At 71.5% G+C, this 26,976-nt stretch carries 1 pseudogene; it reads left to right on the top strand.

The window, feature by feature from the left end:
• Positions 1-674: 674 nt before the first annotated feature.
• Positions 675-26,976 (top strand): annotated as a pseudogene (locus ACFOVU_RS09160) (hypothetical protein); the annotation flags it as partial.

Below are 26,976 nucleotides of genomic sequence, written 5' to 3'. Positions count from 1 at the left end.
GCGAGAGCGGGCTGACCCCTGATCCTGCCCACCTCATCGATGCTCCCATCATTTCTGTCACGGGCCTTGAGGGCGTGGACCGGACGATTGCCGCCTTGGCCGGGGAAGGGCTGACCGCCAACGGCATCTCCGCGCGGACGGGAACACAGCTGAGCACGGTCGAAGACCAATTGAGGAGGATGTATCCCCGCGTGGGCGTGGGGGGCTTCAAGGAATTGGGTGAGAAGGCTCGCGAGAGCGGGCTGACCCCTGATCCTGCTCACCTCATCGGTGCTCCCATCATTTCTGTCACGGGCCTTAAGGGCGTGGACCGGACGATTGCCGCCTTGGCCGGGGAACGGCTGACCGCCGGTGACATTGCCGCGCGAACCGGAATGCCGCGGCGCACGCTTTATAATCGCCTTAAAGACGTGTTTGCCCGTGTGGGTGTGGGGGGCTTGAAGGAATTGGGTGAGAAGGCTCGCGAGAGCGGGCTGACCCCTGATCCTGCTCACCTCACCAACCGCGTCATTCCCGTCACGCGCCTTAAGGGCGACGACCGGACGATCGCCGCCCTGGCCGGGCAACGGCTGACCGCCGGTGACATTGCCGCGCGAACCGGAATACCGCTGGCCAGGGTACGCAACCGCCTTAGGGCCATGTATCCCCGTGTGGGTGTGGGGGGCTTGAAGGAATTGGGTGAGAAGGCTCGCAAGAGCGGGCTCACCCTTGACAGGGAGGGCGCTTTCACCACAGTCGACGCCATGGAGGGTGAAGGCGCCCCCGACCGGGTGGCCCTGGCTGTGGAACTCACCGCTGAGCAGATGGCCCGGGCCGCCGAGAAGCTGGACGATCTGGGCGACGGTGTGCGGTACGAGGTTTTCCTCCGCCTGGGAGAAACGCAGGATCTCCGCGAGATCGGTGAGCTCGTCAGGACGCGCAAAGGCACGCCCAACAAGATATCCGCGATCAGAGTCTACGTTTCCGCTATTGTCCGAACCCTGGAGGTGAGTGACCGCGCCGCGGCGGGTGTGGTGGCCCGCGCCGTGACCTCCGAGCGCATTACCCCCATCTTGCTCGCCGTGAATGCGGGCAAGACTGCCGAGGCGGAGGCCTTGGTCCGCGCCGTTTCCTCCGAATTCGCCGCCGCCGTCTCCCGCACTGCCGACAGCGGCCAGGAGCCCACCGGGGTCGCACCAGATGCCCCCGAGCCCATCATCATCGACGCCGACTCTGACTCTGACTCTGACGAGGATGTGGGCCTCTACGACGTCTCTGACGGCTCCGAAGATGACGACGCCCCCGCTCCCGGGGCGGCCGGCGAGCAGGGCGGGCCGTCCACGGCTGCGCCTTCGTCGAGCTCGAGAGGGCAATTCCCCGCAGGGATGGCCCCCCGGCCCAAGCAGGCGGCGTCCTCGCAGGGCTCCGCGCCGCGCAACCCCGCGTCCGACGTCCCCGCCGCGCCGCAGCACCAGCCATCGGGGTCGGGCCGGTCGTGGGTGGCCGGCACCACCGGGTCGCCCGACGACCCTGCGCCGCGGCATACCGGACTGCCCGGCCCGGGCGTGCGGGGAGCGGAGTCGGCGCCGGCGATCCGCAAATTCTCCCGCCACTTCGTGGAGACCCTCGACCGGCTGCCCGAGGGTGCGCCGCCGCTGACCATCGACGTCGGGCCGATGCGCGCACAGGTGTCGATCGACAACCGCTTCTTCGAGTCCTCCACGATCGAGCTCGACAACGACGACGCCGACGGTCCATCGTCCATCCGCAATGTGACGCTGCGGTTGCGCCACTTCCCGGGCAATGGTGTGGACGCCGCCACTGTCTCCGCGGCCGCGCAAGAGCTCAAGCGGCGCATCGAGGCGGCCTACGACAACGCGTACGTGCTGCCGAGCGGCCAGCAGCTGAATGTGACCGTCGTCGCGGCGGAGTACTTCGCGCCACAGGACAGCGTCCATGCCACCGTGACCTGGCATCCCGCGCCGTCCGAGGCCGAGCCCGGCACCGACGGCAGGGGGATCGGGGAGGTCCTACGGCGCCTGGGGATGCTGGATGGCGATCCCACGCAGGGTGTGGCCGAGCCGTATGTGGCGCGGCGGACGCTGGACCGGATCGCGATCATGGTCGAGCCGCGGCCGCAGCGCCGCATCCCCGACCCGGAGGGCGACGGGCCCGCGACGAAGTACACGCGGGCCGAGGACGGGCTCGTTGACGCATCGGTGTGGGAGCACGCGCGAGCCGACGCGCAGGTCCACTACGTGGGCGGTGCGCACATGAGCGCGGATTTCGCCGATGTCCTGACCGAGCAGTCCGACCGGCCTGCGGGCCATCTGGACCACTTCGCCAACATCCGCACGTTCGAGTGGCGGCGGCTGGAGATCCCGCCCGAGCATCGCACCGAGGACGGTCCCACGCACGTAACGGAGATCACCTACCGTCCGCGCATCGATGACGAGTCGGGCATGACGGACGAGGAGTTCGACGCGTATCTCGAGGAGTACGCCGACGAGCTGGACTCCATGGTGAACCACCAGCACCGGCTCCGCGGGGACGGGAGCGTCGTCGACGCGGAAGGTGTGGTGGTCCACCGGTTCGACTCGGCCCCGCTGGCCGGGACCGGCGACCAGCTGCACATCCGTCTCGAACTCGCCGACGACACCACCCCCGCCGACCAGGTGCACGACCACATCACGGTGCACCGCTACGACCCGTCGTTGCCCTACACCGAGCAGCGAATGACCACGACGGACTGGTACGACCGCGGGTACCCGGTGAAGTCGCGCGTCCACGAGACCCTTCACAAGCTCGGCCTGCTCGACGAATACCCCGAGGACGACTCGTTCCGCCGCTGGGGCGACGACGCCGACGCGGTGCGCCCCGGGCCCGGCGTCATGGGGCACGGCTGGGTGGGTGATGGCGAGGACGGGACCATGGTCGAGGTCGCCGTTCCGTGGATCCGGTCCAGGGATCTCGACACCATCGGCTCGGTCATCGACCACGGCTCTTCGGCTCAGGCGCCGCTCAAGCGGGTCGCCGACCTGTCCGCGGAGGACACCTCCCTCATCACGGAGTATCTGACGCCCGGAGCCTCCGATGCCGGCAGGGTGTTCGCCCACTTCGCGCTCGCCGCCGACGAACACGTCCGCGGCTGGAGCCGTGACCGGGTGGAGCGGTTCGCCGCCGACCCCGCCGCCTACCGCGCCGACGTCGACAAGTGGCGGGACGACGGCCGGCTCGCGCAGATGGTGTTCTTCATCTCCCAGTCGGGGATCGATGTCCCCTTCCAGGCCGTCATCGACGTGCTCCCGGACGCCGAGCGCGCCCGGCTTGGCAGTGGGCTGGCCGGATCCCGCGACCCGGTCGCGGTCACCGAAGCGCTCGCCGTGTTCGCCGCGGGCCGTGATTCCGCATCGGGCGACGGCCGGATCCGTGACATCCCCGCCGCGCAGGGGCACCCCGCCATCAGCGCCCTCGACGCCGAGTCCAGGCTGGAGGAGTGGCGCCGAGACGGCCGCCTGCTGGGCGGGCTCCACGTGCTCAACGACAACGCGATCGCGGTCATGGGCGACGAGTGGACCCGCGCCCTGCCCGACGCGGCGCGTCAGGGCCTCCTCACCCTGCTTCCGCCCAGCGAAGTCGCCCCCGCGTCGGCGTCCGGTGCTCCCGGCGCCGGGCTGGGCGCTCTGCCGCCACCGGTGGCCGGACGTACCATGCTGGACATTCTCGGCTCGGCCTACGACCAGGTCGCCCTCGGCAGATTCGCGCGGGACATCGCCGTCGACGTCCCCGGCCACCCCACGGTCCACTTCACCGCGCAGCAGGTCTACGACCGGCTCATGGCCTGGAAGGACGACGGCGGACTCGCCGGCGCGCTGCGGGTTCTCCAAGGGGCGGGTGTGCCCATCACCGACGCCCAGATCGGCGCCATCGCGCCGGAACCGGCCCCGCAGCCCAGTGGGCGGCAGGCGCCGCCCCAGCAGCCCGCATCCCCCGGCCCGGGGCGGCCCTTCGCGCCGGGGATGGCGCCGCGCAGCGGTGCGACGCAGGCCCTGCCCGTGCGCTCCGCGGACGACGATGCCGCGCACCAGGGCGCCGCTCCGCAGGCCACCGCCGCCACCCCGCCGTCGACGCCGGACCCGTCCGACCCCCCCGTGTTCGGGCCGCCCGTCAACCACCGGCCGAGTGATCCCGCGCCGCGCCGCACGGGTCTCCCCGGGCCGTGGGGGCGCATGTCGAAACCGGAGGTCCGCAAGGTCTCCTCCCGGTTCGTGGACTCCCTGAAGCCGCCGGCGGACGCGCCGCCGCTGACCGTCGAGGTGAACACCCCGCACGGCCCGATGCGGGGTGAGGTGAAGATCGACAACTGGTTCTTCGAGTCCTCCGTTATCGAACTCGATCGTGGCGGCGGGGCGCCCGACGGTCCGTCCTTCGCCCGGAAGATCAACGTGCGCATCGCCCTCTATCACGGGGACGGGACGGACGAAGAGAGCGCGGTCGCGGCTCACCAGGTGTTGAAGCGGCAGATCGAGGCGCAGTTCAACGGTAAGTACGTACTGCCGCACAGCGGAGAGCTGCTGGACGTGAAGGTGGTCGCCCGATGGCACTCCGACCCGGCGGAGCGTGTGCACGCCTCGGTGACCTGGCATCGGGTGCAGCCCGTCGCGGGCGGATCGTCGTCCTCCGCCTTCGGGGGCGGGATCAAGAAGTTCCTGAGCAAGCTCCACCGGCCGGACGGCGATCTCGCTCGGGGTACCGGGGGCGGACCGTCGGCGTCCACCCCCACGACCGGCACGGCCGGGCGTGAGGTCAAAGAGTTCCTGCGTCGGCTCGGGATGCTGGACGGAGACCCCAAGCGGGGTGTGGCCGAGCCGTATGTGGCGCGGGCGACGCTGGACCGGATCGGGATCATGGTCGAGCCGCGGCCTCCGAGGAGGCGGCCGGATCCCGAGGGCGATGCTCCCGCGTTGCGGCACGCGCATGTCGGGCTGGTGGACCCGCAGGCGATGGAATCGCAGGTGTGGGAGGCCGCCCGGGCGCGTGCGCAGGTCCACCGGGTCGGCGGGCGGTATGTGGACGCCCCGCATGACGACATTTTCAAGAGCGCCCGTGCGGCGCGTCCGATGCGCCGCGATGAGGACGGTGGCCCGCTCGGCGCCGATGCCGACGGAAATCTCGCCTACTTCGACGCCGACGGGCGGCAGGTCGACCCGGCGCAGGTCAGGCGGAACCCCGACCGCCGGTCCGGCGACCCGGAGCGGTTCATCGCCGCCGACATCGGCCCCCAGCACAAGTACCCGGGCAAGCGCAGGTTCGACTGCCGGGACATCGATATCCCGGAGGAGTACCGCACGGACGGCGGCCCGACCGTTGTCCGGGAGATCACCTTCCGCGTCCGGCCACGCCGCGACCCGGGCATGACGGTCGAGGCGTATGAGGCGTATCTCGATGACTACGCCGCCGCCGTGCACGCCAAGTGGAACGGCCAGTTCCGGCTGCGCGGCGATGGGAGCCTCGTCAACGCGGACGGCGTGGTGGTCCATCGGCCCAGCGGAAAGCTGTTCGAGACGCTGTTCGGCAAGGGGAGCGAGCCCGACCCCGATGCACCGGACCTGGGGGGCAACCCGATCAAGGTGCCCGGCGTCGACTCGCTGCCCGGCACCGGCGCCCAGTTCCACGTCCGCCTCGAATTCGCTGACGACACCACGCCCGACGCGGACGTGCACGCCAGGCCCGTCGTCTCCCACTTCGAGCCCGCCCCTGGGCAGAACCCGCCGCGCATGCACATGTCCCACTGGAGCGACGCGTATCCGGCGAACGCGGCGGTCCATGAGACCGGGCACTTCATCGGAATCGGGGACGAGTACCGGGATGGGAAAACCGTCTTCCGCTCGTGGGACGACGCCGGCAACCAGGATGGGGCCCTCATGGAGGGGCTCTCCTGGTACGAGCCGTCGTCCGACGGCCGGATGGTGCAGTTCCGTGAGCCGTTCATCCGGACCAGGTACCTTGACGTGGTCGGCTCGGCCATGGACCACAGCTCCTCGGTCCGCACACCGCAGATGCGGGCCGCCGAGCTGCCCGCCGGGGCGAAGGACGACATCGCCCAGGCCCTCGCGCCCGGCCTTCCGGCGAACGCCCGGGGGCTGGGCAAGGTTTTCGACCGTTTCGCCCTGGTCGCCGACCACCTGCTGGGCGGATGGGATATCGAGCGGGTCGCCGAGCAGTTGATCTCATCCACGGACGCCGCGGCGCGCATCGCCATCTATGAGCAGGTCGCCATGGCCGATCGTGCGCGTGCGATCGCCGACGTCGAGAGGGAGCGTGCAGAGGAGGCCCGTGCCGACGGCGACGACGGGGTGGCGCGCGAGGCCGAGGAGCGTGCCGCCGAGCTCATGAAGAGGGCCCGTGCGGCCGACGTTCTCGCGGACAAGGCTCGTCAGCACGCGGCCGATTCCGGCGCCGATGATCGGGCCGCCTTGGCCCGCGACGCGCTGATCGCGGACATCGACAGCTGGCGCGGCGACGGCCGGCTCGGGAAGGCTCTGGCCATCGCCAACCGGAACGGGCTGCGCGTTTCCCCTCAGGCCATGATGGACATGCTGCCCGACGCCCGGCGGATGGGCGTAGCGGAACGGCTTCGCCAGCGCCACGCCAACGGGCCGGGGATGGTGACGGGCAGTGAATGGATCGGGACCCTGACCGACGCCGACCGGCGTCTGCTCGTCGGTGACCTGCTGCCCTTCGAGGGATCGCCGCCCGGTTCGGTCATCGAAGCGCTGACGTTCATGCCGCGGCCTGCGCTGGAGCGTGTCGCTCTGGAAATATTCGCCAAGGGCTATGACCGCATCGTGCACAATCGGCCGTCGGGAGATCTCGGGGTGGCGGTGGTCGTCGCGGGGCATCCCGAGGTGCGGCTGGGCGCGGACCAGGTGCAGGTCCAGCTGGACGAGTGGGCCCGTCAGGGCGTCTTGAACCGTGCGATGGACCGCCTGCCCGCGCTGCGGGTACCCGTGACTGCGCGCGTGACCGGGCAGGGCGGTTCCCCGGGGTTCGTTCCGCCATCCGGCGCTCCTGAGGTGCGCCCCCAGAGCGCTACCTCGAGCTTCACATCCGAATCGCCGACTCGGCGCGCGGAGTCTTCCGCCGCACCGCTCAGGGTGTCGTTCACGCGTGGCAGCGACACGTTGCGCGACCGTGACCTGTCGGCGATCGCCTCCTTCGCCCAGCGCCGAGTCGTCGACGAGGCCTACCAGGCACTGGTGCACAACACGCAATTGCCTGCCGTGGAGGCGCAGGGCCACGGGAACCGGGCAGGGGTCTCCGATACGGCGCACTCCCGCGGGGCCGAGGTGGCCCGCGCGTACAGACGATCGGTCATGGAGCAAGATCTGCACGAGGTCGGCATCTCCGGGGCCGACCTGGAGGCGAGCCTTCTGGACCCGTCACAGGTGCCGGGCGGGAGGGACGCCAACCGTTCCGCGGACCTGCGTACCGTCGAACCGCCCCGGCAGCGGGTCGTCATGGGCGGCGGTGGCGACGGTGCCCGGCCGGTACCGCGGATCCTGCACATGAACTGGTTCCACCGCAAAGTGCCCACCGCCAGCGCGCAGAACATGCGCGACTGGGTCACCCGCGCCGCGGAGGCGGGCTGGACGGTGCGCCTGTGGACCGATCCTTGGGCGATGGGGCGCAACGCCGACCTGTTCACCGACCTGCTGGGCACGATGGGGGCCGATGGCCGGCCGGCCGTGGAGATCTTGACCAGCCCCGCCGACGTCCTCGGCATCGGTGGCGGTGCGCGTCGCCTCCACCACTTCGCCGTGCAGTGGCAGATGTGGGACGTGCAGTCGGACATCGTCCGCTACCACGCTCTGATCGCCCATGGCGGGATGTACGCCGACCCCGACATCGGCCCGGGGTCGATCGATCTGAACCGTCCCCTGCCGCCGATGGACACCGATTCCGTGCCCGTGCTCGCCCCGCAGATGAACGGCCCGGGGGGGCAGGAACGGGTCCGGGGGCGACTGTCCGAGCTGGGGCGGCGGGCCGGGGCCGATGAGTCCCAACTGCCCACACCCCCCCAGTACCAGTGGCGCATGGGCAGCTTCGACAACAACCTCATCATCGCTCCGCCGAGGTCGCGCTTCCTGACCGAGATGGTCTCCGAGATGGACCCCAGCGACCGCTTCGCGAACGCTGTGCGTCGGCCGCAGACGGGGGCAATGCACACCTCGCCACGGACCGACCTGATCCCTGCGGAGCTTTCGGGGGCCGGAAGGATCGACCGCAGACTGGTCTCCTACATCCGGGCCCAGGAGTACGGGGAAGGTACGGGAGAGCATGGCTACGGCGAGTTCCGCCGGGGCAACTGGATCGTCGACCCCCGTTACGTCGACTACCTCTCGGGCGTCGAGTGGGTCACCGCCGACAGCGGCGCCGCCCCCACAGTGACCTTCGAGCAGGTAAGGCACGTCCGGGACGGCGCCGGCATGACCCGGCTCCAGCGGCTGATCGTCCACTCCCTCGCGGTGGGGCACAACGACGAGGAGATCGCCGCCGCCACCGGCCTGGACCCCGAATCGGTCCCCCACGAGATCAGCGGCATCATCCCGATCTTGGGTGCGGACAACCTCGCCCATGCCATCGCCATTGCCCGCATAGCGGCCACCCAGCCCCCCGCCGCAGCAGATGAGACCATCTCGACCGGCGACGTCTCCGACACCAGCGATGACACTGACTCCGACGTCGAGGACCTCTACGGCGTCTCCGACAACGACTCCGATGATGACGACGCCCCCGCCCCCGGGGCGGCCGGCGGGCAGGGCGGGCCGTCCACGGCTGCGCCTTCGTCGAGCCCCGGTGGAGGCACCGGGCGGGGTGGCACCGGTGGTGGCGGTGCCGGACGGCCTGACACCATGGGCGGGCAACACAGCTCCACCGGCGGACTCGAGAACGAGACCCACGACGCAACCGGTGACCTCTCCGATGGTCTCCCCGGCCCCCAGCCTTCCGCACCCGGACCGGCCCGGCCGGTCGACGCCTCCAACAGGGGAGAGAGCGACCCGGCGGGCGACGCGCGCCCCGACGTCGAAGCGAGCCGTCCGGCCGAGACGGAGGTTCCGGCGCAGGCCGCGACGCACCGCGACGGCGACGGGGAAGCCTCGCGGCGCGGTGCTCAGGACACGCTCTCCGAACTCGGGTTCGGCCCGTTGCCCGCACGTGTACCACGGCGCCCCGGCCCGGCGTATCACAGTCCCACCGGCCCCAACCCGCCGGCCGCCCAGGCGGCCGGCGGGTCCGCCGCAGACCACACCACACCCACCGCGGCCGCGTCGCCCCGACGGTCGGCGGCTCCGGCCGAGGCCGCTCCCGCGCAGGCGGAGCAGCCCAGGTCGAAGCCGGCCCCCGTCGCCGATTCGGACGAGGTGGATGCGCGCACCGCCGGAGGGCGCGCCGAGAATGCCCACCGGGCGGCGCAGACCGCCGAGCGGCACGCCGACGACGACGCCGGAAGCCTCCCCGATGCCCCCGAAGGCGACGATCTCGGCGATCTTTTCGCCGACCTGGAGGCGAAGGATATCCTCGCCGACCTGGAGGCGAAGGGAGTGCTCGACGGCGACCTCGGGTTCCTCTCCGATGCCCCCGAGCCTGGCTCGGGCCCGCCTTCCTCGCCGGACTCCGGCGGTGCGGGCAGGCGAAGGCTGGTTCCGGCCCCGGTGCACAAGGATCTGCCGGCCCTCGATCTGACGCAGGGAGTGACGACGTCCGAGGAGGTCGTCCCGCTTCCCTTCGTCGAGCCGCTCACGGACGCGCTCTCGCCGTTGCGCGTGTACGTCGATACCGCGCACGGCCGGATGCGGGCGGATGTGGAGGTTCACCGGCCGTTCGTCGAGTCCTCCGTGGTCGAGGCCCCCGATGAGAGCGGCGAGGTCCACCGCGTCCGCCAGGTCAAGCTGCGGTTGAACATGCAGCCGGGGCAAGCCCTCACCCCCGAGTACACGGCCGCTGTGAACGCGGCCACAGGGAAGCTGACGCGCGCCATCGATTCGGAGTACAACCGCAAATACCTCCTTCCCTACAGCGGTGACCGGCTGCGTGTCATCATCGTGGGAGCGAAGTCCGGCGAGAGCTCTCACGCCACCCTCGCCTGGCATCACGTGTCGCCCGGGGCCGATGGATCCCTGCCCGGCGTCGACGGCCAGGGGATCAGGGAACTGCTGCGCCGCGAGGGGCTGCTGGACCCCGATCCCGACCAGGGCGGGAAGTTCATCGTGGCACAGCAGACGCTGGAGCGGCTTGAGGCCCCCGCACCGGTCCACAAGGATCTGCCGGCCTACGATCCGCAGCAGTCGTTGCTGACCGAGGAGGAGAAGGAGAAGAGCAAGTTCACCTCCCGTCCCTTCGTCGAGCCGCTCGAGGACGCGCGTTCGCCGCTGAGTATCTACGTCGATACCGGCCATGGCCGGATGCGGGCCGACGTGCAAGTCCACGATCCGTTCTTCGAGTTCTCGGTGGACGCGGTCCCCGATGGCAAGGGCGGTGTGCGCTATGTCCGCGACATCGCGCTGCGGGTGGAGGTGCAGGCCGGGGCAGCCGGCGACGCGGGCACGGCCGCTGTGCAGGCCGCCAATTCGGAGCTGGCGCGCTACATCGAGACGGGCTACAACCGCAACTACCTCCTTCCGCACGACGGTGACCAGGTGCATGTGCATGTGTCCGTCGTGGAGCCGGGAACCGGCACGCCGGTCCACGCCACCCTCAGCTGGCATCCCGTATCGCAAGGGGCGGATGGATCCCTGCCAGGCGCCCACGGCAAGGGAATCGTGGAACTGCTGCGCCGCGCGGCGCTGCTGGACCCCGACCCGGTGCGGGGCACGGGGCAGTCGTTCGTGGCGCGAAAGACGCTGACGCGGATCAAGGACGCCGCGCCCATCCGGCGCGACCTTCCCGACTTCGACGCGACAGGCAAGAAGCCGCAGGGCAAAGAGCCCTCGGTGGCGCTACGCGGGTTCTCCACCCACTTCGTGCGTTCCCTTGATGCCGCCGATACGCGGCCGTTGACCATCGAGGTGGACACCAGCCACGGCCGGATGCGTGCGGACGTGACGCTGGGCGACCGGTACATGGCGTGGTCCAGGGTCGAGGCCCACCGCGACGGCGATGCGGGTGCCGCGGACGGCCCCTCCTTCTTCCGCAACGTCAAACAGCTCTGGCGTGTCCGCGGAGCGGCCGGCGTGGACGAGACCGCCGCTCTCGAGGCCACGGGAGTGGTGAAGCGGCATGTCGAGGGGGTGTTCAACCGCCAGTACATCCTTCCGCGCAGCGGTGACCAGATGCACGTCTCGGTGTCCGTCCGGAAGGGCGACGCCCCGCCCGAGGGCATTCACGCCACGTTCGAGTGGTATCCGGTGCCGTCCGCGGAGCAGGGTCCGCCGGCCCCGGCCCCTGCGACCGGCCCCCGCGGCATCGGGCGGATGCTGTTGCGGATGGGGATGCTGGACGGCGACCCTGCGCAGGGGGTGAACGAGCCCTATGTGGCGCGGCCGACCCTGGACCGGATCGAGGCCATGACGCAGCCGCGGCCGTCGCGGCGATGGGGGGAGGATGTCCGGGCGTCGGATGTCGCACACACAGGGGTGGTGACGAGCCCGTCGACGTGGAGGGGCAAGAGGAAGGCCGAGTGGGAGGCCGCGCGGGCGGCCGCCCCGGTTCACCAGGTGGGCCTGCACGTGGACGCCTCGTGGCCCGAGATCCAGGTGGCGGCCCGTCCGGCGCGGCGCGTGGGCCCCGACGAGCACCCCCAGGACCCCTCGTCGGTCACGGAGAAGGACGAGTCCTCCGGCGTGCCGCAGCACATCCGGCCGTACCTGCTCCGTTGGGGGGGCGACCGGAGGTTCGAGTGGAGGCGGGTCGAGATCCCCGCCCGGTACCGAAAGCCGGGGGGGCCGACCCACATCGTGGAGATGACCTACCGCCCCCGGGTCCTCCGCGCCAAGGGGATGACGAAGGAGCAGTACAACGCCTATCTCACGGCGGTCCGCGAAGAGATGGAGGCCTTGTGGAACGGCCAGTTCCGGCTCCGCGGAGACGGAACCGTTGTGAACGCCCATGGCAAGGTGATGCACCGGGTCGACCCGAGCCTGTTCGCGACGCTCTTCGGCGAGGGGAGCCACCGGGATGCCGACGACCTGAACGGCAACGCGGCGAGGTTGTTCGGCCCCGGCCCGCAGCCCGGGACCGGTGACCAGCTGCACATCAACCTCGAACTCGCCGACGACACCACCCCCGCCGACCAGGTGCATCACGTCATCACCCTGCACCACTCGGCCGATGTCTCTTCGAGCGAGCAGGTGCCGTCCATGCGCACGGGCGAGTGGTTCGACATCTGGACGCCGAAAGTCGCCGTCCATGAGATCGCGCACCTTCTCGGCCTGCCCGACCAGTACCCGGACCCGAAGTCGGTCTTCCGCTCGAACCCGGACGGCAACTCCGTACGCCCAGGCCCGCGCCTCATGCGCAACGGGGAGTGGACCGAATTCTCAGATGGGCGTTGGCGGGAGACCGGCGCACCTGTCGTATGGGTCGACGAGCTCGACACGTTCGGCTCGGTCATGGCTAACGGCACTGCGGATCACTCGTCGGCGATGCGGGCCGCCGACCTGGACGATGAGGCCCAAAAGGCCATTGCCCGGATCCTCGACCCTGACGGCTCATCGACCGACCGACGTGCGGTCTTCGACCACTTCGCCTTGGCCGTCGATGGGGCGCACCGGGGCTGGGACGGTGAGCGGTTGGCGGACGCGCTCATCACTTTCGGCGATTTCGTGCTACGCGTCGCCGTTCGTGAGGAGATGACCGCAGCCGCCAACGTGCGCGTCGCGGCACGCGAGGAGACGGCGCGCGGCAATCACACCCGAGCCGCCAAACTCGAACGGGCCGCACGCGACGCGGACGACCGTGCCGCACAGGCCCGTGCCCGTGCGGTGGCCGGCGGTGCCGATGACCGCGCCGCACAGGCCCTCGCCGCCTTCGTCACCGAGGTCGACGGCTGGAGGACCGACGGCCGGCTCGCGCGGGCACTGGACCTCGCCGACCGGAGCGGGCTGGGCGTCGGCGCCGCGGCCGTTATCGATGCGCTCCCCCTGCCGGTGCTGACCGGACTTGCTCGCGGCCTGTCCGGGGCGAACGATCCCGCGGACGGCACCACCGTGCTCGCCGCCTTCGCCGTGGGCCGCGATCACGCCAACGGACGTGGCCCGATCACAGATATGGCCACCGGCCAGGGGACCTCCATCCCCGCACGCGACATCGAGGCCCACCTGGAGTACTGGCGTGACACCGGCGTCACGGTCCAAGCGCTCCGTGTCCTGCACGCCAATGGACTGAGGGTGGGCGGCGCGGAATGGATCGGTGCCCTGCCCGACGCGCGGCGCCGACAGCTCATCGACACCCTGCTGCCCCCGGGCAGCCCGCAGGCGAACTCCATCCTCGATGGCCTGGCGCGACCGGTACTGGAACGCGTCGTCTTGGAACTTTTCGCTCGCAGGTACGACCGCGCCTTTCATGGTGAGCGCTTCCAGGATCGCCGGCTGGCCGTCCCCGGGCATCCGGAGGTCCGGTTCACCGCGCACCAGATGGTCACCCAGTTGCGCGAATGGGAGGCCAATGGTGTTCAGGACGATGCGCAGGATGTCTTGCGCGCGTCGGGTGTACCTCTGTCCAAACCGAGCGGCGGCGGTGCCGCTCCGGCCCCGCCCGCTGACGCCTCCGCGCCCGCCACGCCGCAGACGGAAGCCTCCCGACTCGCGGCGCAGGAAGAGGGAGCCGCCCGGCCGGCCTCCACCGTTGCCGAGCCGACCCCGCCCGCGCAAGAGCCGGTATCCCTGTCCCAGGCGTGGGGCGATGTGCTCAACCCGGCGCAGCGCGCCGACGAGAGCAGGCAGGGACGGACGGAGCAGGGCGAGCCATCGGCCGGGCCCGAGGGCGGCGCCGACGATGGCCGGGCGGAGCGTGCTCCCAAGCCCGCTGCGCCTGCCGCCGGTGGCGCCCCGTCGATATCGGGAGACCCTGGGGCCACGCCGGCGGACCGGGGCGATTCCCCCCAGCTCCTCGCGCCGGAGCCGGACGCCTCAGCGGCGCCGTCGCGCAGCGAAGCACCGCAACTGATGCCCGCCCAGGCCACCGGCGACCCGATGGACATCGACGACGCCGACGACGACGCTGGAAGCCTCCCCGATGCCCCCGAGCCCGGCTCGGGCTCGCCTTCCTCGCCGGACTCCGGCGGTGCGGGCAGGCGAAGGCTGGTTCCGGCCCCGGTGCACAAGGATCTGCCGGTCCTCGATCTGAAGAAGGGAAAGACGATATCCGAGGAGGTCGTCCCGCTTCCCTTCGTCGAGCCGCTCACGGACGCGCTCTCGCCGTTGCGCGTGTACGTCGATACCGCTCATGGCCGCATGCGGGCGGATGTGGAGGTTCACCGGCCGTTCGTCGAGTCCTCCGTGGTCGAGGCCCCCGATGGGAAGGGCAAGGCCCGCCGTGTCCGCCAGGTCAAGCTGCGGTTGAACATGCAGCCGGGGCAAGCCCTCACCCCCGAGTACACGGCCGCCGTGAACGCGGCCACAGAGAAGCTGACGCAGCACATCGATTCGCTGTACAACCGCCAGTACATCTTCCCGTACAGCGGTGACCAGGTGCATCTGACCGTGGAGGGGGCGAAGTCCGGCGAGCCGCATGCCACCCTCACCTGGCATCCCGTGCGGCCCGGGGCCGATGGATCCCAGCCCGGCGTCGACGGCCAGGGGATCAGGGAACTTCTGCGCCGTGAGGGGCTGCTGGACCCCGATCCCGAGCAGGGCGGGAAGTTCATCGTGGCACAGCAGACGCTGCAACGGCTCGAGGCCCCCGCACCGGTCCACAAGGATCTGCCGGCCTACGATCCGCAGCAGTCGGTGCTGACCGAGGAGAAGGAGAAAAGGAGCTTCATCTCCTTTCCCTTCTTCGAGTGGCCCGAGAACGCGCGTTCGCCGTTGAGTATCTACGTCGACACCGGCAATGGCATGATGCGCGCGGACGTGAAGGTCAACCTTCCCTTCTACGAGTTCTCGGTGGACGCGGTCCCCGATGGCAAGGGCAAGGGCGGTGTGCGCTACGTCCGCGAGTTCGCGCTGCGGCTGGGGATGGAGGCAGGAGAAGCCGCCGGTGACGTGTCCACGGCCGCCGTGCAGGCGGCCAACGCGAAGCTGAAGCAGGTCATCGAGTCAGGGATCAACCGCAAGCACGTTCTTGCGCGCAGCGGCGACCAGTTGCAGGTGACCGTGGTGGGGGGGGAACCCGGTAAGAGGGATCACGCCACCCTCACGTGGCATTACGTATCGCCGGGGGCCGATGGGTCCCTGCCCGGCTTCGATGGACAGGGTGCCGGCGACCTGTTGGGCCGCTTGGGGCTGCTGGACCCCGACCCGGTGCGGGGCGCGGGGCAGTCGTTCGTGGCGAAGAGGACGCTGAAGCGGATCGGGGACGCCGCGCCCGTCAAAATGGTCCTGCCCAGCTTCAACGAGAGCGAGGAGAGGAGGAAGCAGAAGGGGGACCCCGATCCGCAGAGGAAGGTCCGCACGGTCTCGCGCCACCTCATCGAGGCCCTCAAGCGGCCGGATGATGCTCCGCCGCTGACCGTCGAGGTGAATACCCCCAGCGGCCGGATGCGCGCGGAGGTGGTGATCGACAACCGGGCCTTCCTGTACGCCTCCACCGATGTCTTCCGTGAGGACGGTGCAGATCGTCGGGGCGGTCCCGGCTCCTTCCGGATCGTCGTGCTGAAGTTGCGCGTGCGCGCAGGCGACGGAGTGGACGAGACGAGCGCACTTGTGGCCTCTTCTCGGGTGAAGTCCTTCGTCGAGGGTCGGTTCGCCCGCATGTACACCCTGCCGCGCAGCGGTGACCAGCTTGTGGTGTACGTCGACCTGGTAAGGCCCTCCGCCCCGAGCAACCAAGCCCACGCCACCCTCACCTGGTCTCCGGCGCCCTCTGCCGGGGCGGGCTCGTCGCCCTTCGGCTCTGTCGAGGGAATGGGCGAGGTGCTGCGCCAGCTCCTGCTGCTGGACGGGAACCCGGCGCGGGGTATGGATCGGCCCTACGTGACCCGGCCGGCCCTGAACCGGATCGAGATCTTGACGGAGCCGCGTCCGTCGCGGAAATGGGCCGATCCCCAGGGCGAGGCCCCTCTCACGGACCACAAGGTCACGGTGGTGGGAAACCCGTCGAAGTGGCGGGGCGCGGGCAGGGACGAGTGGAAGGCCGCACAGGCGCGCGCGCAGGTCCACCAGGTGGGCGCGCATGCGAGCGCTGATTACACCGAGATCAAGAGGACGGCCCGCGCGGCCCGGCCGCTGGGCCCCGTCGACTACGACGCCCAGGGCGCTATCAAGGACCCGGGGTCGGTGGTGCACCAGGACGAGTCCTTGGGTGTGCCGACGTTCATCCGAGCCGACATGGAGCCAAAGTGGATGGCTTGGCGCAGGTTCGAGTGGCAGCGGGTGGATATCCCGGAGAGGTACCGCAAGAGGGCCGGGAAGGGCGCCCCGACCCACATTCTGAAGGCGACCCTTCGCCTGCAACCCACCCGCCACCCGAGTATGACGAAGGCACAATTCACCTCTCTTCTCAAGGAGCTCGCCAAGGCACACGACGAGATGTTCAACGGCAAGCTCCGGCTGCGCGCGGATGGCAGCGTCGTGCACAAGAACGGCCGCGTGGTGCACCGGCTCGACGCACGGCTGTTCGAGACGCTGTTCGGCAAGGGGAGCCAGCCCGACCCCAATGATCTGGGGGGCAAGAAGGCCACGGTGTCCGGCACCGACCCGCTGCCCGGAACCGGCGACCAGCTCCACTTCAACCTTGAGATCCTCGACGAGAGCGCGCCCCCGGGGGAGGCCCACGCCCGCCCCATCGTGAGCCACTCCGACGACGCCGCACGGAAAGAGGACCTGCCGAACCAGATTTCCATGACCCAGTGGGACGACGCGTTCCCGGTGGAGTCGTTGCTTCATGAGCTCTGGCACTGGCTGGCCGGGACTGACGAATACCCGGACAAGAGGTCGGTCTTCCGCTGGGACCCCTCCACCAACTCCGTGCGCCTTGACTTCGGCCTTATGTCGAATCGGACGGATGCGTTCATCGGAGGGCGGTTCAGGACGGTCGAAGATCCCTTCTTCCGGACCAAGTACGCCGATGACTTCACCTCAGTGATCAACCACGGCACATCGGATTACTCACCGGCGGTGCGGGTCGCCGACTTGGCCCCGGAGAACCACCTCGACATCGTCCGGATCCTCGAACCCGGCCATGTCAACGACCAGAAGCAGGCAAGTGCGACCCTCTACATCTTTGGAACGGCCGTCGATCAGATGCTTCGGGGCTGGGACGGCGAGCGGGTGGCGGACACGCTCATCGCGCACGGCGATTTCGCGGCGCGCGCCACGGTCCGTAAGGAGATGACCGTTGCCGCCAATGCGCGCACCGCGGCCACCAGTGAGAGGGCCCGCGCCGCCACCGCTCGTGCCAAGGGTGACGACAGAGTCGCCGACGCCGCCGATGACCGGGCCGCCAAAGCCGAGAAGGTCGCACGCAACGCGGTCGACCGTGCCAAACAGGCCCGTGCCGAAGCGGCCGTCATCGCCGCCGATGACCGAGCCGCGAAGGCCCGTGGCCGGATCCAAACCGTGATCGACGACTGGAAGGCCCAGGGCCGGCTGGCGCGGGCGCTGGAGTCCATCGACCGGATGGGGGTCCGCATACCGGCCGTGGTGCAGCTCGACGCACTGCCCGATGACGTCCAGGCCCAGATCGGTCGCCTGCTGTCCGGGTCGGATGATCCTGCTCTCAAGCGAGCGATGTTCGCCGTGGGCCTGGAGGTCTTGCGGTGGCGGCGCGGCTGGTACGTCGGTATTACCGGCACACAAGGGCACAAAGTCCCGGCCGCCGCCATCCAGGCCCGGATGGAGAAGTGGAAGGACGGCGGTGATCTGCTCCCCGCGCTCCGCGCGCTCGACTCCGCCGGGCTCAAAGTGGAAGGCTCTGCATGGGTCGGTTCCCTGCCCACAACGAAGACCGCACCACTCGCCGACGACCTGCTGCGTCGCTTGCCGCAGAATTCGGTCCTCAGAGGGCTGGCGGGCTCTCTCCCGCAGTCTTTGCGGGAAAGGGTCGCCCTGTCCGTCCTCATGGCCGGGTACGACCAGCGCGTGCACGGCGATCGGCCACGGGGCTCCACGATGGGCGAACCGGGGCATCCCCCGGTCCGGATGACCGCAGAACAGCGGGAGACCGAGGTGCGGGTCTGGAAGGCCCAGGGCCTCCTGGACACGGCGCTGAACGAGTTGGGGAAGCTGGGAGTGCCCCTGTCCGCGACATCCGCGGCAGCTCCCGCCCAGGCGAAGCAAGGGCCCTCTCAGGCAACGGGAGCGCCCGCCCCCCTTGGGGCCCCTCTCCAGCGCCCTTCGGCGGAGTTCAGGCCGAGCCATGCCAGGGGCGATGGGGATGGCGACCAGCAGGACCCGCCCACGGCCTCCGCCGATCCTGCCGTGCTCCCCGACGCTATGGCGGGGTCGGGCGCCGCGGCGGCCGGGGCCGGATCCGCTGAGCACGGGCCCGACACCGTCCTGCCCGACGCCCCGCCGCGCGCCCCGCAGGCACAGGAGACCCCGCGGCCGGCCGGAACCACCCCGCCCGCTCAGGCCGACGGCGAGGGAGACCCCACCCGCGACGTCATGCACGCGGCGGCGGTCGACGGCGCCGGCACGACGCGAGGCGTGGAATCGCCGGCCGGCCCGCCGGCCCCGGCTGCCCCGGGGGAGCCGATGACGGACGCGGGGGAGCGGCCCGTTCCCCAGCGCATGGGCGGTGCAACGCCGGGTTCTTCACGCTCCGGCGGCACGGGCGTCGACGGCGGCGCCCCGCCACCCCGTCCCCGGTCCACCCGCCCGGAGAGCGCCGATCCCCTCCACGCTCCGCAGCGGCACAACGACCCCGCCGATCGGGCGGCCGAGGCCCGCGGCGGGGCGAACCTGGCGCGCGCCGAGGCCATACGGCTGAGCGATGTGGCCGCCGATGCCGGCGAGGAGGCGGCGCGGCTGCGGGCCGAGGCCCGGCGGCTGGACGACGCGGCCGAGGCCGCCCACGAGCGTGAGCGGCAGGTGACCGCCGCGGCTGAGCAGGCCCGCGCCGCGGTGCTGCAGCGGCGCAGGGCGTTTCAGGAGGCCGACCAGGCGGCGTCGGACGCGGTCGACCGCGCGGATGAGCTGGAAACCACCGCAGACGCTGCCGAGGCCGAGGCGGACCGCTTGCAGGAGGCGGCCGATGCCGCCGACGCCCACGCCGACCGACTGCGGACCGAGGCCGACGGCGCCTACGCCGCGGCCCGGCAGCGCGCAGCGGAACTGGAGGACATCCTCGACACCGCCGCCGACGCCCAGCGCTTCGACTCCGAGGCCGAGCAGGCCCGCGCCGACGCCGACGACCTGAACTTCCGGGCCGACCGGATCGACGAGGACGCGCAGCGGCTGCGACTGGAACTGTCGGACCTGCGGACGCAATCCCCGGGGGAGGAGTCCGCGGACGCGCAGTCCCCACCGGGCACACCCGATCGCGGCGCGCGCATCACCGGCCTCGAAGCCGCCATCGCTGAGGCCACTGGGCAGGCGGCCGGCCTGCGCGAACAGGCGGCCACCCGGTCCGGTGCCGCTGAGCAGGCCGCCCTGCGCGCCGCGGAGCTGTGGGAGCGCTCGGGCATCACGCCCGATGACGTCGGCCGCCTCCGCACCGAGTCCGAAACCGTCTTCGACCAGGCGACCGAACTCATCGGCGCCGCCGACGCCGCGCGGGAGACCGCCGACCGGGCTCAGGACGACGCCGCGGCGGCCCGGGACACCGCGGACAGGGCGCGCGAGGCGGCCGACGGCGCGCGGCACCGCCTGCACCAGGCCGAGCAGGACGCAGTCGACGCCGACAACGCCCAGTCGCAGGCGCAGGCCGCCGCAGTCAACGCCGCGGTCGCGGCCGACGACGCGCGCCACCTCGCCGACGCCGCCGAGCACAGTGCGGGCGCAGCCGGACAGGTCGCCGAGACCGCGTACCAGAAGGCGCTGGCCGCCGCGCTGCGCGCCGACGACCTCGCCCGCGACGTGTTCCCCGCGACGGGGCGGCTGGGGTGGACGCTGCTGTCGTCCTGGTTCGGCACTCACCCCGTGGACATCACCGGGCTGCTGCCCCAACTCGCGGACCGCATCAACGGCAGCACCATGCCGGAGCTGACCCCACGGATGCGCGCCGACATCCTGGACCAGGTCCGCGCCCAGGCGCAGCGGGACATCCAGCCGTTCTTCGGCGAGCGCGGGTTCGCAGCCACGGTGCAAGGGCCCGGGGGGGAGTGGACGGTGCGGTTGCGCGTCGACCCCGACGCCGAGTACCGCCACGTCTCCTCTGTTTCCGAGCTGCCGCCGCCTACGCGCCGCCCCCAGCCTCAGTTCTCGCGGGGCGATGGCGACCCCGCCCATGCCTACAACTTCGGTGGCGGCCACGGCGGCAGCAAGTCATTCTCACTGGGTATCCTCGTCACCCCGTTCTACATCGCCCCCATCGGCCCCGGTGTGCCCGAACTGGACATGGCCGGCGCCCGCCTGACCTTCCGCGGCGGGCTCGGCTACCGCGTGCGCACCAGCACGCTGACGGCGAGCGGCACCAGCGGCGACTTCGCCTACACCGAGCTCGCCGGGCCGCCCGAGCCCTACGACGCCGACCTGCCCGTCACCCTGACGCTCACCCCGCCACCGGCGACGCCGCCGCACGCTCCGGTGGAGACCGGCCAGGCCCCGGCAGCCCGGACCGGCGACCCGGCCCCCAGCACGCCCGGTGGTATGCCGCCAACGCAGAACCAGAACGGTGCGCGGATCGACGACACCGAGCAGGGGCGGGCCGCGGCGCACACCCTCTCGTGGCAACTCCCGGTACGGCTGTTCCTCCCCGGCGGGCCGGGCACCAACCCGCCGGACGCCCCCGAGCGGATCACCCTCGCCGACCCGCGGGCCGCCGACGCGGCAGGGGTGCCCGGGCCCGGTTCCCGGGCGATCGACCGCAGCTTCCCCGTCCACGTCGGCGATGTCGTTGCGCCCGCGCCGCAGGGGCGGATCAGCCTTGCGGACTGGGCCCGGGACCGCCTGCTGGGATACTCCTCGGCCGCCGCGAAGGGCCGCCCCAGCCCGTCCCGCGACGCCTCGGGGCGCAACCGCCTGGTCAAACAGCCCCCGAAGCCCTCGGCGAAGTTCACCCGGCACAACGAGACCACCCTTCAGGGCCTCCGCGGCGACCTCATCAAGGGCAACCTGAACGCCATGTCGACCGGTTACGCCGACCTGCCCTTCGTCGACGCCGCCGGCCAGCACCGGCGGTTGCGCCTCACATCCTCGCCGACGTCGTACCGGCTGCTGCCCACCCCGCCGAAGACGGCCGAGTTCTCCAATCTGAGCCGGGTGGACGCCTCGACCTCACAGACCACGGGCAAGACGTCGTTCTGGAGCCTGCTCTTCGGCGGCGGCGCCGATTTCCGCATCAGCGACCGCATCTTCCGGTTCGCGCCCGCGGTCGTGGAGTACGCCTACCGCAAGATCACGCGGCAGGTCCACGACACGCGCCAGGACGACGCCGGGCGCTACTCACTGATGTGGGGTGCTCCCGACACGGTGCTCTATGAGGTGACGCGGACCTACTACGCCCAGTTCAGCGGCGACCCTGAGCCCACGGTGTTCACCGGGACGACCTACGAGCTCTTCGCCGCCGAGGACGCCCGGCTGCTGAAGACGGCCGACACCTCCGCCCCCGAGACCCGCACCGAGACGGGAACCGTGGCGAGACCCGCTGACACCTCCGTCCCGGAAGAGCCGCCCTTCCCGCACCTGCGCGGTCCCCACCCCAAGAACTTCCACTTCGCCGTGCTGCGGTCGTTCACCTACCCGGACGGTTCCCCCTTCTTCACCGGCGGCCCCGCCACGGAGCGCGAGGACGCGTCCGGCGGTCAGGCCGCCGAGCGCGAGGACGCCACCGGCGCCGCAGGCACGAACGACGCCGAAGGCGCGCGCGACGGCGAGAGGCACGGCGCCGCTCCCGTCCCCGCGCGGGGTACCCCGTTCACCCAATGGCTCGGCGACCGCTTCGTGCAGGCGACCGCCCAGCGCTACCCCGGGCTGGTCGTCCCGGAGACGTCGCGGACCGAGTCCGACTTCGCCGACCGGCCCGGCGGTCCGTCCTCGCTCGTGGGCCGCGAGCACCGTCCGTTCCGGCGGGACTACGCCACCGCCCTGGAGAACACCCACCGCATCCGCACCGCGGTCGCACAAGCCGTCCTCAAGGGAAATCTGGCCAAGCTCACCCATGACGGTCTTCCCGTCCACCTGCTGGAGACGGCCAGTGTGGACGCCGGCGACCTGTTCCGCAGCGGAAAGAAGTTCGTCCGCCCCGAACAGGTCACGGTGCGGCTCTTCGCCGACGTCGGCGCGTTCCAGCACAGCGGGACCAGCGACCGGAAGACCGGCGTCTTCATGATCGGCGCCTCACAGCGCGGGTCCTCCCACGGGTCCGGCGACTCCCACAACCTCGCCGCGCGGTTCGTGGGCTCCTTCGCGGGCGAGGGGGAGCCGGACGCGTCCGGGGCACCCTCGGGTGGAGGGTTCCAGCAACAGCTGCGCGCAGCGCTCGGCGGCAGCTTCACCACCGGCCAGGGGATCGCCACCGGGTTCGGAACCAACGCGTTCCTGCTGTTCACCGGCGCGACCGACACGTGGTTCAGCGACATCACGCTCTATGCGAAGATCGACGACTCCCAGCGCTACCACGGCTCCGAGGTGCTGCGTGACCGGGGCGAGGTCCTGGACGAGGGGATCCAGGCCCGCATGGAGGTCTCCACACCGCGCCTGGCCCGGCCGTTCCCCGCCGGCGTCACCGCCCTCACCATCGACGGCGGCCACGGCACCGGCGCGCGCCCGGAGCCGGACGGCGACCCCGGATTCACCACCGGTGACCGGCACGGCGCGGGCTACGAGCAGCTCACCTCCGACCAGGCTCGCGCCATCATCACCGGCCGCCGACAGGCGCAGCGGCTCGCGCCGATCCGCGAAGAGGCAGAGGAGGGAGAGACCGGCGGTGGCGAGGACGCGCGGAGCGCCAATGCCTCGACCGCGCCCGCGAACCCCAGCTCCCTCAACCACCTGCTGGACGGGGCGGTGTTCATCGCCTGGGTGGGCACCGGAGGCGAGACGCCCGCCCGCACCACCGAGGACGGGCAGCAGGTGCCCGCGCAGCCGTCCCTGCTCGACCTCAACCGCCGCATGTTCTCCGCGGAGTTCGGCGACGCCCGCTACTTCGGCCTGCGCGACTTCTACCTGCGCAAGTACGACCACTTCACCGGCGAGAGCGAAGCGGGCCGGCAGTTCTTCGAGAACGTGCTCTCCCAGGAGAACCTCGCCAACCACCTCGTCAACGGGATCGTCAGCCGCCCCGAGTTCGACGGCGGCATCTGGTCGCCCCACACCATCCGCCCCACCGTGGTCACCGACAGCGTGGTGGAGTCGCTGACCGCGGTGCCCGTGGACCTGGTGATGTACTTCGAGGGCACCACCAAGAGCGCCCTCAACCACGGCAGGACGCGGACCTGGCAGGCGGTGCTGGGCGGCGCCTTCCTCCCGTCCGGCAACACCAACCCGCCCGACGCCGACCCCGGCTCCATGCGCGGCGACGCCGGTGCGCCCACGCTCTACACCGGGCCCAGTGCGGGACGACGCTGGGTGCTCAGCTCCCGCTCGATCACGGCCGCCCACAACTACAGCATCCGCACCACCTTCGTCCACAAGGCGGACTCCTCCTACCTGATCCAGGGGTCGGGGCTCATCCGCCAGTCGGCCGAGATCGCCCGGGAACTGGACGCTGTGGGGACGTTCTACCGCTCGCCCCTCTACGCCGGGTGGCAGATGCGGATGGACGAGTTGTTCGCCGGCTTCACCCACGCCTGGGACGCCATCGCCAACGGCCTCGTGCTGGACGCCTTCGCCGGAACCGACGGCACCAGCCGCCTGACCACCCGCGCCCTCCCCCCGATCTCCCACCCCGTCGACGCGCGCCCCGGCCTGGCCGCCAACGGCGACACCCTGCGCCCCGTCGACCCCGAGGCGGCGGTGGCCGACCTCGAGACCAAGCTCCGGGAGGAGGGCCTGGAGCTGACCGGCGAGAGCCGCAACCGCCTCAACCACACCCTCAACTCCCGCCTGGCCAAGAACCCCGGCTCCGGCGTCCCGGTCCCGGTCAACATCCGCCCCATCATCAACCGGACCGGCTTCCCGAAAACCCCGGTGGAGCCGCCCACGATCGCCGCGGTCATCCACATCGGGGCGACCACCCGCCAGGGCGAACCCGACGTCGGCTACATCGGGGGCCAGAGCGAGTTCCGCGAGACGCGCTCGTGGACCGTCTCCACCACGACCGCCGACACCCGCGGGACGCTGACGACCAGGGGCGTTGGCGGATTCGGGACGATCGTGCCCAACAGCGGCCCCACCAACCCCGACGCCGGCGACCACCACACCCAGACCGCCTCCCCCGCCGTGCTGTCCACGGCCGCCACCCCCCACGACACCACCCTCGGCTCGTCGGACTCCACCACAGGGGCCACCACCGACGCGAGGAAGCGCGTGATCGCCCTGTTCGCGCCCGGCCCGTTTGCCCGCCTGGGCACCGAAAGCGACCTCACCCTGACCCTGGAGGTGGTGGGAGACGGCCTCAGCCCGAAGGTGGAGCTGTCCCGGCAGGTGCGCACCGAGGGGATCACCGCCAGCGGCGACGGCGGGCGGGTGCAGAACCTTTACCCGGCCGCCTACCTTCACTTCGGCCCCACCCCACCCGCGGGCGCCGCCGATGGCCGCGGTGATGGATCGGAACCGCCGCAGGGCGGGCGCCACCCCGGGGCCACCGCGCCCGACGCCGACGCCGCCACCCCCGAGGCCGCGCTGACCCGGTGGAAGCACGCCGCGACCCAGAGCGGTTCGACCTCGCCGGAGCCCGCGACCGGCACCGATCCGGAGCCCGGTTCCCCGAACAGCGGCGACCTCGTGCTCCCGGTGGCGATCGAGGACGGCGGCGGGAAGGTCCTCGACCTCGCCTACACCGTGTTCGCCGCGGCCAGGGGCTGGCAGCCCGGCAGCAACGACATCCGCGACGGCCGCTACACCGACGCGGGGATCGCCGCCGCACGCGACCACGCCATCCGCAAGCTCGGCCTGAACCCGCGCTCCGACGCCGTCAAACAGGAACTCGGCGCCTCCGTCCTGCCCTCCCACTTCATCAGCGCGAACACCAGCGGGGGCATCAGCTTCGACGACATCTCCAAGACGTCTTGGGGCCTGTCGGTCCGCCCCGACTACGGCTCGGCGCGTGTCCTGTACGTGGCGCCGACCGGAAACATCACCGACGACGAGATCCAGGGCGCGGCGAGCACCACCGGCTTTGATCACAGCGGCGGAGTGAGCGCCACCGGAGGCGTCGCCCTGGCCGACAGCACCACCAGCGGGTCCGGTGAGCCCCCCTCGGCCACCCAGTGGAACACCGGCGAGGTGAACCGGACCTCGCACAGCGGCGGATCGCACGACGAAACCGTCGCGCCCAGACCGCTCCACCAAGGCCTCGGGCTCTACACGGGGCCGCTGTACCTGGTGGAGTTCGACTCCGACTGGGCGATCGCCGCCAAACACGCCCCCGGCGCCATCGCCGGGCTCGGAGGAATCCGCGCCGATTCCCGGCCGCACCTCGGCCAGACGCGGGCCAAGGTCACGGCATGGGTCTCCCAGGACGTCGCCGTACGGCTGGGCATCCTCGACGGCCAACAGGTGGAAGCAGCCGCCGGGGCCGTGGACGACGTCGCAGTGAAGCAGCAGGCGCTGGCAGAGGCCGAGTCGGATTACCTCAAGGCGCGCCGCGACCTGTGGTGGGCCGCGCACGAGGCCAAGGGGCAGCCCGCCGACAGCGACGCGTTCCGCGCCTACCGGCGGATCGAGACGACCGTGGAGCGCCGCGGCGCCGACTACAACCAGGCGTTCAGCGACTGGCTGACCGCCCAGAACACGGCGGTCGCCGCGTTCACCGGCGGAGCCCTGCCGGCCACCGGTACCGCCGGAGGGACCGACGATACTCCCGGCGGCGGCCCAGGCGGCCCAGGCGGCCCAGGCGGCCCAGGCGGCGAGGGCAGCGGGGCCGGCGGCGGGCGCCGGGTCACCTTCGAACGGGACGGTCTCGGCGGTGGGCGCGGCTCTGGGAACGGGGGGAGCGGTGCGTCCGGCGACGGCTTCGGCGGACGGGGCGGCCGCGGATCCCGCGGCCCCGGGCCGCGCGACCTCGACGCCGCGCCACCGATGCGGACCGAGAGCACCGAGGCGCCGACCGTCAGCGACGCCACCACGCCTGCGCGCCAGGCGACCACCCAAGCCCCGGCCACCACCCGCTCCGCCGCCACCGACGACCACGCCCCGGCTGGACCCGGGGCCGACGCCGCCCCCACTCCCGAGACGCGGGCGTCCACGCCGCCGCGCGAAATCCGGACCTTGTCCCTGCCGGAGCCGGCCGCGGGCGCCGGGGACCATCTGCGACCCCCTGTGGCGCCTGAGCCGCAGGGTGGCCAGGGATTCGCCGAACGGTTCAGCAGCGCGCTCAACCCCGCCGCCACCACGTCGCGGGGTCCGGCCACCGAGCCGGAGGCCCCGGCCGAGGCGACCGAAACGGACACTGCGTCCGACACGGGCGACGACCGCGCCGTGGCCCCGGCGCACGAGAACCCGCGCCCCGCCGACGACCTGCGAAACGACCACGCTCTTGACGACTCCCGCGACGACGATGGCGAGAGTGACTCTGACAGCGACGTGGACGGTTTCTATGACCCTGCGCCGGCGCGGTCGCAGGAAGCGGCCGACG

The organism is Nocardiopsis sediminis, from assembly GCF_042650565.1.
Taxonomy (GTDB): Bacteria; Actinomycetota; Actinomycetes; order Streptosporangiales; family Streptosporangiaceae; genus Nocardiopsis_B; species Nocardiopsis_B sediminis.
The sequence above is the reverse complement of the archived record's forward strand: the minus strand, read 5'-3'. Positions and strand labels throughout refer to the sequence as shown.